The organism is Vibrio anguillarum (genome assembly GCF_003390515.1).
Lineage (GTDB): Bacteria > Pseudomonadota > Gammaproteobacteria > Enterobacterales > Vibrionaceae > Vibrio > Vibrio anguillarum.
On sequence record NZ_CP031478.1, the window covers coordinates 152,950 to 166,241 of the forward strand.

10 protein-coding genes are annotated in these 13,292 nt (G+C 43.3%); 7 read left to right on the forward strand and 3 right to left on the reverse strand.

Features of this window, described 5'->3' with window-relative positions:
• Positions 1–7: 7 nt before the first annotated feature.
• Positions 8–463 (forward strand): methylglyoxal synthase, encoded by a 456-nt coding sequence (locus DD616_RS00620; RefSeq protein ID WP_029189757.1) that lies wholly within the window; start codon positions 8–10, stop codon positions 461–463.
• Positions 464–554: 91 nt separating this feature from the next.
• Here DD616_RS00620 and helD read toward each other — a convergent pair whose 3' ends face one another.
• Complete coding sequence (gene helD, locus DD616_RS00625) at positions 555–2,618, reverse strand: DNA helicase IV (RefSeq protein WP_208871546.1); 2,064 nt, start codon at positions 2,616–2,618, stop codon at positions 555–557.
• A 182-nt stretch (positions 2,619–2,800) separates the two neighbouring features.
• Here helD and yccS point away from each other — a divergent pair, with 182 nt between their 5' ends.
• From yccS to DD616_RS00655, 6 genes are all read left to right on the forward strand, one after another.
• Positions 2,801–4,954: a YccS family putative transporter gene (yccS, locus tag DD616_RS00630; protein WP_017048776.1), complete on the forward strand. Its 2,154-nt coding sequence runs from the start codon at positions 2,801–2,803 to the stop codon at positions 4,952–4,954.
• Positions 4,955–5,092: 138 nt separating this feature from the next.
• Positions 5,093–5,317, forward strand: a complete 225-nt coding sequence (locus tag DD616_RS00635) for a hypothetical protein (RefSeq protein ID WP_013867905.1) — start codon at positions 5,093–5,095, stop codon at positions 5,315–5,317.
• A 67-nt stretch (positions 5,318–5,384) separates the two neighbouring features.
• Complete coding sequence (locus tag DD616_RS00640) at positions 5,385–5,684, forward strand: hypothetical protein (RefSeq protein ID WP_013867906.1); 300 nt, start codon at positions 5,385–5,387, stop codon at positions 5,682–5,684.
• Between the two features lie 87 nt (positions 5,685–5,771).
• A complete protein-coding gene (locus DD616_RS00645) occupies positions 5,772–7,031 on the forward strand; it encodes a hydroxymethylglutaryl-CoA reductase (RefSeq protein WP_081245083.1) in 1,260 nt (419 codons plus the stop codon).
• A 185-nt stretch (positions 7,032–7,216) separates the two neighbouring features.
• Complete coding sequence (gene glpD / locus DD616_RS00650) at positions 7,217–8,761, forward strand: glycerol-3-phosphate dehydrogenase (protein ID WP_019282224.1); 1,545 nt, start codon at positions 7,217–7,219, stop codon at positions 8,759–8,761.
• 143 nt (positions 8,762–8,904) lie between these two features.
• Entirely contained in the window at positions 8,905–9,570 is a 666-nt protein-coding gene (locus DD616_RS00655; RefSeq protein ID WP_019282225.1) for a PilZ domain-containing protein, read from the forward strand.
• Between the two features lie 17 nt (positions 9,571–9,587).
• Here DD616_RS00655 and luxQ read toward each other — a convergent pair whose 3' ends face one another.
• Together luxQ and DD616_RS00665 are read right to left on the reverse strand one after the other, a co-directional pair.
• Positions 9,588–12,134 (reverse strand): quorum-sensing autoinducer 2 sensor kinase/phosphatase LuxQ, encoded by a 2,547-nt coding sequence (gene luxQ / locus DD616_RS00660; protein WP_208871547.1) that lies wholly within the window; start codon positions 12,132–12,134, stop codon positions 9,588–9,590.
• A gap of 15 nt (positions 12,135–12,149) precedes the next feature.
• Positions 12,150–13,250 (reverse strand): autoinducer 2-binding periplasmic protein LuxP, encoded by a 1,101-nt coding sequence (locus DD616_RS00665; RefSeq protein ID WP_013867911.1) that lies wholly within the window; start codon positions 13,248–13,250, stop codon positions 12,150–12,152.
• Positions 13,251–13,292 lie beyond the last annotated feature (42 nt).

A 13,292-nucleotide genomic window follows, 5' to 3' on the forward strand; every position in this document is an offset into this window, starting at 1 on the left:
CTCTTCAATGCAAACAACGACTCGGACTATGCCTGCGCATAAGCATGTCGCTCTCGTCGCTCACGACAACTGCAAACCGGAACTACTTCGCTGGGTAAAAGAAAATAAAGAAAAACTACAGCGCCATTTTTTATACGCGACAGGAACCACTGGCAGCATGCTCAGCAAAGAGACTGGCCTTGCTATAAAAAGCATGATCAGCGGTCCGATGGGTGGCGATCAACAAATTGGCGCGTTGATTTCTGAAGGCAAAATTGATGTATTGATCTTCTTCTGGGACCCACTCAATGCCGTACCGCATGATCCCGATGTAAAAGCTCTGCTACGTATTGCCAGCGTTTGGAACATTCCAGTTGCCACAAACCGCGCCAGTGCTAAATTTTTGTTCTCTTCACAGTTGATAGAGCAAGAGGTCGATATCGAGATCCCTGATTACCAAGCTTATCTAGCTGAACGCATGTAACCTATAACCTTCACATACGCACAGAGACACACAGTCAAAATCCAAATCACCATGATCGCCTGCGTGAACGCATCCCCTTTCAAAGGATGCGTTATTTCTGCTTCACCACTGGGTAATCCCCTGATAGCAATTCGCGAACAAAAACCGAGCCACTGCCCGAGTGCGTGATCCACACTTTCTCTTTAGCGCGGGTCATTGCAACGTAGAATAAACGGCGCTCTTCGGCGTAGGGGAAATCATCATTCGATTGGCTCAATGCACTATCGATATGCAGCGCTTTCACTCGAGCCGGAAACTGCCCCTCATCAACACCGAGCACAATAACAAAATCGGCTTCTTTACCTTTACTGGCGTGACAAGTCATAAATTCTATATTGAGTGAGCGGTAATGCTTTTTCCAGTCGTTAAGCCGCTCTGGTTTATGATAATGGTTTCGTCCAAGCAATAGCACAGATTGTGTACTATTCGCTTGGCGATTGAGTTGATCCAAGATCTTTTCAATGTTGTTGCTTGGTGCAATAAAAACTGATTTTTGTTTTTGCTGCTTGAAGCTGTTAAGTGTTTTTGGTAACTGATTCGGATTAGCTTGAATAAACTGGTTAGCCACCGCACCCAACTGATCATTAAAACGATAAGTCGTATCCAGATAATGAACCGTCGAGTGTGGGAAGCGTTCACTAAACCCAGTCGTAAGATCAACGTCAGAACCAGCAAATTGATAGATTGACTGCCAATCATCACCCACTGCAAATAAGTTACACGCTCCTGGCTGCTGCTCACACAAAGATTGGATCAACGCCAATCGCTGTGGTGAAATATCTTGGTATTCATCGATCATGATGAATTTCCAATTCGATTTAAATTTGCCCTTTTCAACGTATTCCGTTGCGCGGCTGATCATCATATTAAAATCGATTTGATTTTGCTCTTTGAGCATTTGTAACCAAGCTTGGTAACATGGCCAGCACAAAGAGAGCTCACTGTTCAGCCTTGAATAGTCTGGATGGTCAATCAAACGTTGTTGCAACTCCTTTTTCCCAAGACCAAGCATAGCCAGTTGCTCAAGCTGCTTTTCCAACCATGCAATCAGCTTTGGGTTTTCAACATGGCTGCCCAGTTCATCATCACCAGCTAAATAAGCAATTGGCCATTTAGATAAATGCTTCTGCCAACGCTTAAAATTGGTCGGCGTCATCCAATGTTTCTTCAACCAATCAATGCACCATGCCAACTTTAAGTTACTGTCTAGAGCCACTGGCGAAATGATCGCTTCTCGCCCTTCGACCTCGTTTAAAATTTTCAGCCCTAACTGATGGAAGGTATTAACGCGAACGTGTTCCGCCGCCATGCCGATTTTGCTATCTAATCGCTGTTCCATCTCTTTCGACGCATCGCGACCAAAAGCCACCAGTAGAATTTCGTGGGCCTGTGCAAGGTGACTTTGGAGTAGATACGCAACACGCGCCGTCAAAACGCTGGTTTTGCCCGAACCTGCACCCGCTAGGATGAGGTTGTGATCATCATTGAGTAGCACTGCGTGTTGCTGCGACAAATTAAGTGGAGAACTTTCAACTTGAGAGAATAAGACTTCCCAGTTTTGACGTTCCAATTCAAGCCAGTGTTGATTTCGCTGGGCAAGGGACGCCGAGCGATCCGTAAGCCAAGGCGAGAGCTGAGCAATAGCATCAGGTAGCCGTTGACGTGCTTCGGCTAATTTCATGTCCATCATCGAAAAATCAGCTTCCACTTGCAAAGCCCAAACATCTAATAAGGAGTGTGGCAAAAAAGAGGGTAAACGCTTCAAGCGATTGAGCTCTTGCTCCCAGCGAGGCAGATACTGACTTAACTGCACACATTGACGATTGTGCCATTGTTGATAAGCCGCTACCGCCGTATGGGCAAACTGTCGGCACTCGGGCCAAGGCAAACCTTGCACCAACCATGATTGCTGAACGCCTTCATCTTCATGCGCAAAAAACTGCAATGCTCCCCAAAACAAACCACGCTTAACACGGACTTTACCGTTCCAAACCGTGAACGGGATCCGCTCTTCGCTGACAGCCGAGGAGATAATCAAACGCTGTTGGTCAAGTTCAACTTGGTTATATTCGTCTTGAATGAGAAATTGTGCAGGCTTATTTGCGCTCAGCTGCATGGTTTTATGCTCTTTTATAAGAATGTGAATATGATATACCAATCACAGTGGGCATTGAAAAATTAATGTCAAGATTACTGTTGTTGATTTTGTAATCAAGTAGACGTTTTTCTTTATCTTGATCAGAGTGTTAATCAACGCTTCTGCTACACTATGGTTTTCTTTTTGGATGTTGAAGTATCGTGCCGCTCTCTAGCAAAATTCGCCTTTATTGGGCGAATAAAACTGTCAATTACAGCATTCTCATTTTGATCACTCTATTAGGCGTGGTCATTCCTGCGTGGCACTACAACCTCAATACTTGGATTACGCCACTGATCCTTGGCGTGATTGCCGCAGCACTGGCTGAAAGTGATGACAGTTTCAGTGGACGGTTAAAATCCCTCACTCTGACATTTATCTGCTTTGCTATCGCTGCATTTTCCATCGAGCTGCTTTTCCATACCCCGCCACTGTTTGCGATTGGGTTATTTATCTCCTCGTTTGGTTTTATCATTCTTGGCGCAATTGGCCCACGTTATGCCAGCATCGCCTTTGGCTCCTTACTTATCGCCATCTACACCATGTTGGGTGCACACCAAAGCGTGAATTTGTGGTTTCAACCCGTTTTGCTCCTGACGGGTGCCGCTTGGTATTACTTCATGTCGATGATTTGGCATATGTTTTGGCCAATGCAACCAGTACAGCAAAGCTTAGCGAATGTTTTTTTGCAATTGGCCAATTATCTTGAGTCCAAAAGCCATCTCTTCCATCCCGTATCGAACTTAGTCCCTCAGCCATATCGAATTGCTGAAGCCAATTTAAACGCGGCAACGGTTACCGCACTCAATCAATGTAAAGCCACTTTGTTGAGTCGTTCAAAAAGAGGCCATATTGATGGTGCCAGCGACCGATTTCTCAACATCTATTTTATGGCACAAGATATCCATGAACGTGTCAATTCAAGTCATTATCGCTATCAAGAGCTTGCCGAACACTTTGGCCGCTCAGATGTGCTGTTTCGCTTTAAACATTTATTAGAAACACAGGCTAAAGCCTGCCGTGAAATAGCCCAATCGATTCAGTTAGGGCGAAGCTATCAGCACCATTCAGAGTCAATCATGGCTCTGGATGAATTGCAAAGCTCATTAAACTACCTACAAGAACAACAACGCCCTGACTGGCGGGTGTCATTAGCGCAATTAGGTTATCTTTTCAATAACTTAGCAACAGTAGAAAAGCAACTCAATAACGTTAACAACCCTGATGCTAACAAGCTCGAAGAGGGTATGTTGTATGATACAGAAGCCCACACTCTTAAAGCCATGTGGTTACGGGTGAAGGCAAATCTGCATAAAGATTCCATGCTATTTCGTCATGCGCTGCGTATGTCTATCGCACTCACTATCGGTTACGGAATCATCCAAGGTTTTGGTATTGAACGAGGCTATTGGATTTTACTCACGACACTGTTTGTTTGTCAGCCAAACTACTCAGCCACTCGGCAAAAACTGACGGCCCGAATCATTGGCACGTTATCGGGGCTATTTTTAGGCGTACTACTATTAACCTTGTTCCCATCGCCAGAAAGCCAATTGGTCTTTATCGTACTATCAGGTGTGATGTTTTTCGCCTTTAGATTAAACAACTACGGCTATGCGACTGGCTTTATTACTCTTTTAGTGCTGTTTTGCTTTAATCAATTGGGTGAAGGTTACGCCGTGGTACTACCTCGGCTTGCCGATACTCTGATTGGCTGCGCATTGGCCGTCGCAGCGGTAGTGCTGATCCTCCCTGACTGGCAATCAAAACGATTACATAAAGTCATGGCGGATGCGATCGATGCCAACAAAGCCTATTTGGGACAGATTATTGGTCAGTACCGCATCGGTAAAAAAGACAACTTGAGCTATCGCATCTCACGGCGCAATGCCCACAACCAAGACGCAAATTTAACCGCAGCGATCAGTAATATGCTGGCAGAACCGGGTAAATATCGCGCGGCAATCGATGAAAGTTTCCGTTTTCTGACACTGAACCATGCACTGCTCAGCTATATCTCCGCTCTTGGGGCCCATCGGACACGCATCGAAGATGAAGCAACGCACCAGCTGGTACTTGAAACTCACCGAGTGATCCACCAACACCTAGATGTGTTGCACAAACAACTTTATGAACATTGTGATGAATGCGATACCAGCGACATTGACGATGCAGGCTTAGAGAAACGCTTAGCCGAATGGCGTGAAGAAGATGAAAGCTCGGTAAGAATGGTCTTACAACAGCTGCACCTTATTTATCGCATGCTACCTGAGCTTCACTCTCTCGCCAGTAAGTTTGCCGTCCGTGTAAACTAGCAATTGTCGTAATAATGAGAGCGGCTCAATTTCGGGCTGCTCTCACCTTTCTCTTGTTATAACTTGACATTTTTCGGACAAAAAATCGCCACGTCGAGAATAATCTCAGATTAAGTATTTTCTTACAGGTGTAAGGCCATGAAAGGACATCAAACTTACCGTGGTGAGAAGGCAGCGCATTTTTTACTGAGGCATGAGTCGATGACGCATAATCAATTTGAGTCTTTAAAATCACAATTACAGCATTTAACACCCCAACAACTGCGTTTATTACAAGGCGAGATAAAGCACTCTTTGGAAAATGAATCGAATAATTTGCTCACTGATGATGAGCTGAATGTGCTTTCGAGCCTCTTTTCCTAGTCACGAATTTCTTCTTGTGCAAAAAGTAAACGGAGCCTAAACTTTAGACATCGACGAGGGTAAGCTTATGTCTATATCTGGTGTTCATTCTGGCTATCAACTGATCAATCAGTCAAATAAAATGGCTGAGGATGCGGCTCGTGAGCTCAATATGGAAAAAGACATCTCTCCTGTTGATAAGGCGGACAAAGCGCTTGCTTTTAATAAAGTTGAGTTTGATAAAGTTGTTGCCAAAGCTGAAGAAAAACCTGAAGAAATTGATAGCCTACTAAAATTGAACCAAGCTACACAATATAACCGCATTGGCACCAATATTATCCAACGAGATCAAGACATGCTGGGTTCAATATTGGATATCCAAGCCTAACTCTTCACACAACTTGCAACACAAGCAAATATTGTGTTTATGTGCATGGTTAGTACAATGCCCGCAAATTCTTTACCATGATTCGCTATGCCTAAGCTAAACCTGCATCGAAGAGATTATGTTTCTATTTTGGGTGGTGATATATCAGCCCAGCAGCTAGAGCAAATACTTCAACCCAAACTCACTTCTCCAACGCTCAAATTAACACCAAGTCCGTATTTAACCGCAAAAAATGTAGAACGCCGTTGGCAAGTACTTAACACGCGAACGAACAAAAGTGCGCTTTTAGATGACTCAACAGAGCAAGATATGCTCAGCTACCACAAAAATATTGAGCATTTTATTGGCACAGTCAAAGTTCCAGTTGGGATCGCAGGGCCATTACGAGTCAACGGACTGTTTGCCAAAGGTGATTATCTCGTCCCGCTAGCTACAACCGAAGCCGCTTTGGTTGCCTCTTATCATCGTGGTGCAAAACTGCTTACTGCGGCAGGAGGTGCAAGCGCCATGTTGTTAAATGAAGGCGTTACTCGCACGCCAGGCTTTGCATTTTATAACTTAATCGAAGCTGGGCAGTTTGTGGCGTGGATAGTGACTCAATATGACCACTTTAAACAAGTTGCAGAAAACACGACAGCACACGGAAAACTGTCAGACATTAATGTCAATATTGAAGGGAACCATGTCTACCTCGTGTTTGAGTTTTTAACCGGCGATGCATCAGGGCAAAACATGGTCACTATTGCCACCAATGCCGTGTTCCAAACCATTCTGGCGAATACTCCTGTGCAGCCTGAATACGCATTCCTTGATGGCAACCTATCGGGTGATAAAAAAGCCACTAGCCAAACACTGCGTAGTGTGAGAGGAAAAAAAGTGACTGCCGAGGTGCATTTATCTGCCGAACTCATCCATAAACATCTGCATACGACGCCACAGTCTATGATGCAATTTGGCCAAATGACGACTGTTGGTGGAGCATTAAGCGGCGCGATAGGCATTAACGCGCATTACGCTAATGCACTCGCTGCTTTGTATATTGCCTGTGGGCAAGACGCCGCTTGCGTTGCTGAATCGGCAATTGGTATGACACGCATGGAAGTGGACAAAAATGGTGGTTTGTACGCCAGTGTAACCTTACCCAATTTAATGTTAGGGACCGTTGGTGGCGGTACAGGGTTACCGAGTCAAAAAGCATGTTTGGATATTCTCGGTCTGCACGGTACTGGTCATTCGCAAGCGTTAGCCGAAGTGGCAGCATCACTCTGTCTGGCTGGTGAACTTTCTATTGTCGGTGCGTTCTGCGCTGGCCATTTTTCACGCGCCCATCGCAAACTCGCTCGTTAAGGTATTGCCTCTCACAATAAAAAAGGCGCTACGTATTCACGTAACGCCTTTTTTATTGGTTAAGTGAGCATATGCATTAGAAAATAATGATCGAGATCAAAATAAAAAAACAAAAAACTAACTATTTCGACTAAAAAATGGTTTCATACGAACATTACAGAACAAAAACGAAATAGGTACGCTCAATGAACAACCATTCTGTTTGCAACTCGATTGAAGCCGAAAACAATGTGCTCGACATTATTGTTGTCGGTGGCGGTATCAATGGGGCAGGCATCGCCGTAGATGCTGCTGGCCGAGGGCTGAAAGTTGGCCTGTATGAAGCAAAAGACTTTGCTAGCGCTACCTCTTCTGCGAGCTCAAAATTAATTCATGGTGGGTTGAGATACCTAGAACATTATGAATTTCGTTTAGTCGGTGAGTCATTGGCTGAACGCGAAGTACTGTTGCGCAAAGCGCCTCACATTGCAAAACCAATGCGATTTCGTCTACCACACCGCCCTTTTCTAAGACCTGCTTGGATGATTCGTGCCGGACTTTTTCTTTATGACCATTTAGGCAAACGCACCTCACTACCTGCCAGCAAAAAAATAGCCCTTAACGCGGGTGTGGTGACTAAAAATGAGATGAAAATGGGTTTCGAATACTCAGACTGCTGGGTCGATGATGCTCGTTTAGTGATACTGAATGCGATGCAAGCACGTGAACTCGGTTCCGAAGTAAAAAACTATTGCCGCGTTGAATCAGCTCGTCGTGTTGACGAGTTATGGCATGTGACTTTGTTTGATGAAAAAACACAAACTCGTTTTACTCGCCGCAGTCACGCGCTTGTCAACGCAACAGGTCCCTGGGTTAAACAGTTCATTGATGAGCAGATTGAAATTACTTCTCCCTACGGTATCCGGCTTATCAAAGGATCACATATTATCGTGCCGAAAATTCACGATGAAGAGCAGGCGTATATTTTACAAAACGAAGATAAACGGATCGTCTTTGTGATCCCCTATCTTGATCACTATTCAATGATAGGCACCACCGATGTCGAATACCGAGGTGATCCTCGTCAAGTGAAAATTAGCGTCGAAGAAAAACAGTACTTATTGGATGTGGTGAATAAGCACTTTATCCATCAGCTCACATTAGATGATATTGTGGCTGACTTCAGCGGTGTACGCCCGCTTTGTGATGACGAGTCTGACTCACCACAAGCCATTACTCGGGACTATACACTCTCATTGGATCAACAAGCTGATAATGCGCCACTACTTTCTATTTTTGGTGGAAAGTTAACCACTTATCGCAAGTTAGCTGAATCTGCTATGGGTCAATTAAAACCATTTTTTAATCAAATGTCTGACAGTTGGACTGCAAACAAACCACTGCCTGGTGGAGAAGCCTTTTATCCAGCACAGCTCAAACAGCAGCTTGAGCAGCGCTTCCCAGATCTTGATAAAGCGACCATTAACCGCTGGATCACTAATTATGGTAGCCGAGTTTCGGTGATGCTCGATAATGTTCAAAGTAGTGCTGATCTGGGTAAACATTTTGCGTTTGGGCTCTATCAATGCGAAGTCGATTATCTCTTACATTATGAATTTGCTTCTTCATGTGAAGATATACTATGGCGCAGAAGTAAACTCGGCTTAACATTTAACACTGAACAAATTGATCAGTTAAATGATTATATCGACCAATCATCAACTTGCGAATGTCAACGCATCAGTGCTTAACACAAGATGTAGCCACTAGAATTAAACTTGAGAAAAGCTCTTAGAAACATGATCTTCTGAGAGTTTTTTACTTTTTCTTAGTAGGTGACGTAAAAATCACGGGGTATAGTAAAGCTATATTTCCGTAACGACGATGCCACTCAATGCCAATTCCGAATACTAACAGCGACGATCTCATCAAACTCCTTAAGCCATGCATGAAAATCCTCGTCACTATTGAATTCGGACCTGAGGATTCTTACAGCTTTTCAACGACAATTGTCGGATGCAAACGTGAAAGATACGTACTGATCGATATGCCCGTTAAAGCTCGTGAAGACTTGGTGATGCGAAAAATAGTTAATATCCAAATCATTTTGCGTGGGATTTGTGACACTGAATTAGGTCATATACTCGCGTTCAAAACCTCGATTATTCGTAGTATTTCTAAACCGTTCGGATTACTGTTTATCAAGTTTCCTAAGCACTTTGTGACCAAACCAATCCGTGAGCACGAGCGCTATAAACTCTCTTTGCCAGCCGTTATGCATGAAGGAGAGCATCAATTTAAAGGGAAATTGATCGACTTTTCTATTTCTGGCTGCGCGCTATTTATTCCTGGCTTGCACCATTTAGAAAAAGATATGTTTATTGAGATAAAGTCCACACTCTCCCCACTTCTACCACAAGATCTCGCTTGCCAAATCGTCAGTGTGCGTCAACAAGGTAAAGGTATGTTAGTAGGCGTTAAATTTCTTGAATCAATTGCAATGACAGCTGCATTGAAAAAAGAAATATTAGAACGCGCTTTTATGGCTGGTAGTGTATAAGAATGTTGCGCGGTGCTTTATTTCTGCCGTTTTTGGAAGTGACAAAAAGCCTCATGCAATGCTTTCTCTTTGATAGGTTTAACTATCACATACTCTGCACCTGCGGCCATAAATGCTTCGTTAGTCGATTGCATACCATCAGCTGTACACGCATAAATAGGTACATCCATCATCAACTCATGTTTGATCAAATGTGTTGTTTCAACCCCACCTAAGTAAGGCAGTTGGTTATCCATTAAGATAAGATCCACTGGATGATCTTTCACATAATCAATCGCCTGTAGACCATCCTCTACTCTTGTCACTTCCATACCGTATTTTTTGCAAAATGCTTGAGCAATAAAAGCGTTGGTATGATTATCTTCGACTAGCAACACTTTGATTGGTTTTTCAAACATTTCATGTGGCGGCGCACGCTCATAAGATGATATATCCTTCCCGCAGTCACTCACGACAACCAGCGGGAGTTCAACAGAAAATGTAGTACCTACTCCAAATTGGCTTTTCACGTTTACGGCACCACCAAGCATCTCAATTAAGCTTTTGACAATCGCAAGCCCCAAACCACTACCGCCGTATTCTCGTGTGGTGTTTGATTCTACTTGAGTAAAAGGCTCAAAAATAAGCGCGAGATCTTGCTCTCTGATGCCGATACCTGTATCACTAATCGAAATAAACAATTGGTGGTTATTCTTTTGCTGGAACTCAATGCTAATCAACCCATTATGGGTAAACTTAGTCGCATTATTTAATAAATTAAACAGAATTTGGTTCAGGCGGACTTGATCGCTATGGATCATCATATCAGGCGGAATATTGCTCTTTAGGCTGAACTCAATCTCTTTTTCCGCACATAATGGCCGATAGATACTTTCCACGGCAGAGATGACCTCAACCAGCTTAAAGTCAGACTCTTGAATTCTAAACTGTCCCTGCTCTATCTTTGAAAAATCAAGGATATCATTCAGCACCGCCAATAAATGTTCACCACTACTGCATAACACATTCACTTGTTCAAGTTGCTCATGGTCACTGATTTCACGCTTAAGTAATTGAGAAACCCCTAAAATTCCATTCAATGGTGTTCTCAGCTCATGGCTCATTTTTGCAAGAAATTCAGCACGAATACGCGCCGACTCTTCCGCTTCTTGTCTTGCGAGTCGGCTCTGTTTGGCCGCCTCAGCGATTGTCGTAATATCTTGTCCTTGAGTGATGATTGACTCAATTCTCTGCTCAAAAATAATGGGCGATAAATTCCAGCGAAAAACCTTGTTGCCAACTTCAACGTTTATCTCTCGGAACGTTTCTTGTTCAACCGCAAGGCGTATCTTTGGCTGCAGTTCTTGCTTTAATGCATCAAGAATGCATTGCTGTTGATCATTGCGACGCATGAAATATTTCTTTGCTGATGGGTTCATTTTGATGATATCACCGTCGATACTCCATACTATGATGGGCGAAAGTGAAAAATTGAACAGATCTTCAAATTGTTTTTCTTGCTCAGATAAACGTTGAAATGTGTGTTCTAGCGTTCTGCCGAAGTGATCAAATTCATAGATTTTAGAACCAGAAAAAAGCTCATAACTCCCAGCTTCTGCAGCTTTGTGGGTGTAATTCATCAAGCTACTGATTTCATTTTTGACACGCTGCTGTAACCACCAACGTGTCAAAATAGAGACTATCACCATCGCAAAAAGGGCAAAAATCATCCAAAAAAAATAATTTTCACGTAATTGCAATACGTTCTCATTGCTCTGCACACTGAGGACGTTAATATAAATTGGTACGCCTTCTATGGTTAACGCGGTACGGCTTACCATGTAATCGGCAAAACTATAGGCGTCAAAATTATCTTCTAAAACATCACGTTCCGTGTAGGTCTCATCACCATTAATTGTTGAGGCTAAGACCTTTTCACCCGTCGTCATCACGAGATTTTCTGAGTTACTCCCTTCACGTAATGTTTCTGCCAGCACGTAATTGTTGTTAAGTACGGTAGCAAGATGCAAAAAACCAATCACCTCTCCGGACTGCGAGTCAATAACGGGAGTACGTCTGACCATTAGGTAGGCATAGCCCAATTGAGAGGGCGATTTGATCATATGCCAGTTATTACTTAACGCGACTTTACGAGACATGTTTACCAGCTCGTTTTGTTCAATACCATAAAACTGAGCATTGCCATCTTCCCACATCAGGCTGTCAGAATCAGAAATGAAACGAATGTCAGGCGTGTTGGCTACTTCTAGCTGGTCAACTCCAAAAAAGAACTGATCAATACTGTCATTATCGCCCTTACGAATTGCTTTAACTAAACCTGCATTTTTTGCGCTGCTATCTTGGTTTATCTGCAGTAATGAAAGGCGGAAGTTAAAGAGGTTCTGGATGAGACTAGAGGTTTGAGAAGCCGTACGTTGCACTTCTTGAGCAATGATTTTGCTACTGATCTGATAACTTTGAAATAAAACGCTGAGCGTCAATGCGCCAATCACCGCAATCATTGATTTGGTGATCACGGTAGCTATCTTTTGTTTTTTCTTGACGGTGCTTGACCTTAAACTCATTAATGACTCGATATATCAATGGTCAGAGTAACGAAATGCTCGTTTTTTGAGCTTTTCAATATACGCTGAAGAGACCTCTTTGGTTACCAACTCAAAATCACCAGAGTAAACCGTAGGTACCGGCTTTCCTTCAAGATCCCACTTAATGGCTTCCGCCATAGCAACACCGGCATCATCATTGACACGCATGATAGTCACATCAAGTGTGCTATTTTGCAGCGCGTCCAATTCAGCCTCACCACCGCCCCAGCCGTTTAACGTAATATCTTCTCTATTTTGCTGCTGCAACGCATCCATGGCACCGAGTGCAACATCAGTAGAGCATGCGTAAATAAAATTAATATCTGGTGTTTGTTTAAGAATACGCAAAGTTGCATCAAATGCACTATCTCGTGTCGCTTTTGTATAAAACGAAGAGGCCAAGTGATATTTGCTGTCTCGACTCATTTCTTGGATAAAACTATCACCGCGAGCATCGCTAACATAGCCTTCAGAATAATAGAGTACGGAATAAGCACTATTCTTTGGCGCCGACTTTTTGTAGTAATCCACCAGTTTCATTGTGCCAATTTCATGATCAAACCCCACGTACATAAAAGGCTGGCGATCTCCCCAACTTTTTACCGGCGTAGTGATATTTTGCAGAATAATTTTGGTTTGATTTGAACTTAACAACTGCTCGATAAATTTACGGTGGCGGATGGTATCAAGCGTAAACACCAAGTAATCGGATTTGTTTCTGATCGCTTCCATCAACGATAAACTTTGTTGGCGAATATCGACATTCGGACGAGTGAAGACTTGGTTAATTTGGTATCTAATCCCAAGTTCGTCTAAACGCATCTCAAAGGCTTTGATATTGCGCGCCCAATAATCGGAAACTTGTTGACCTGGATAAACAACAGAAATATGAATAGGTTTATCTTGCTCTATTGAGAGTACAGCGGGAGGTTGACGCACTGCCTGTATCATCTGGTCGGTAAGAGCCTGTTGCGCAGGATTAAGATCTAAAAACTCTTGATATCGCCAATAGCCATTTAAAACTTGCGCTGCAGCCTGAGTGGAGGCTGCCAAACTGACACTGAATACAAATGAAAGGAGCAGGATTTTTCTCATGGCATTCTCGTTACACTAACTTCTGGATTTAATGACACACAA

What these genes read in the sequence shown, in the direction of transcription:
- DD616_RS00665 (WP_013867911.1), bottom strand. Translation starts at nt 13,250, where the DNA reads ATGAGAAAAATCCTGCTCCTTTCATTTGTATTCAGTGTCAGTTTGGCA.
- DD616_RS00640 (WP_013867906.1), top strand. Translation starts at nt 5,385, where the DNA reads ATGTCTATATCTGGTGTTCATTCTGGCTATCAACTGATCAATCAGTCA.
- glpD (WP_019282224.1), top strand. Translation starts at nt 7,217, where the DNA reads ATGAACAACCATTCTGTTTGCAACTCGATTGAAGCCGAAAACAATGTG.
- DD616_RS00645 (WP_081245083.1), top strand. Translation starts at nt 5,772, where the DNA reads ATGCCTAAGCTAAACCTGCATCGAAGAGATTATGTTTCTATTTTGGGT.
- DD616_RS00635 (WP_013867905.1), top strand. Translation starts at nt 5,093, where the DNA reads ATGAAAGGACATCAAACTTACCGTGGTGAGAAGGCAGCGCATTTTTTA.
- helD (WP_208871546.1), bottom strand. Translation starts at nt 2,618, where the DNA reads ATGCAGCTGAGCGCAAATAAGCCTGCACAATTTCTCATTCAAGACGAA.
- DD616_RS00655 (WP_019282225.1), top strand. Translation starts at nt 8,905, where the DNA reads ATGCCAATTCCGAATACTAACAGCGACGATCTCATCAAACTCCTTAAG.
- DD616_RS00620 (WP_029189757.1), top strand. Translation starts at nt 8, where the DNA reads ATGCAAACAACGACTCGGACTATGCCTGCGCATAAGCATGTCGCTCTC.
- luxQ (WP_208871547.1), bottom strand. Translation starts at nt 12,134, where the DNA reads ATGAGTTTAAGGTCAAGCACCGTCAAGAAAAAACAAAAGATAGCTACC.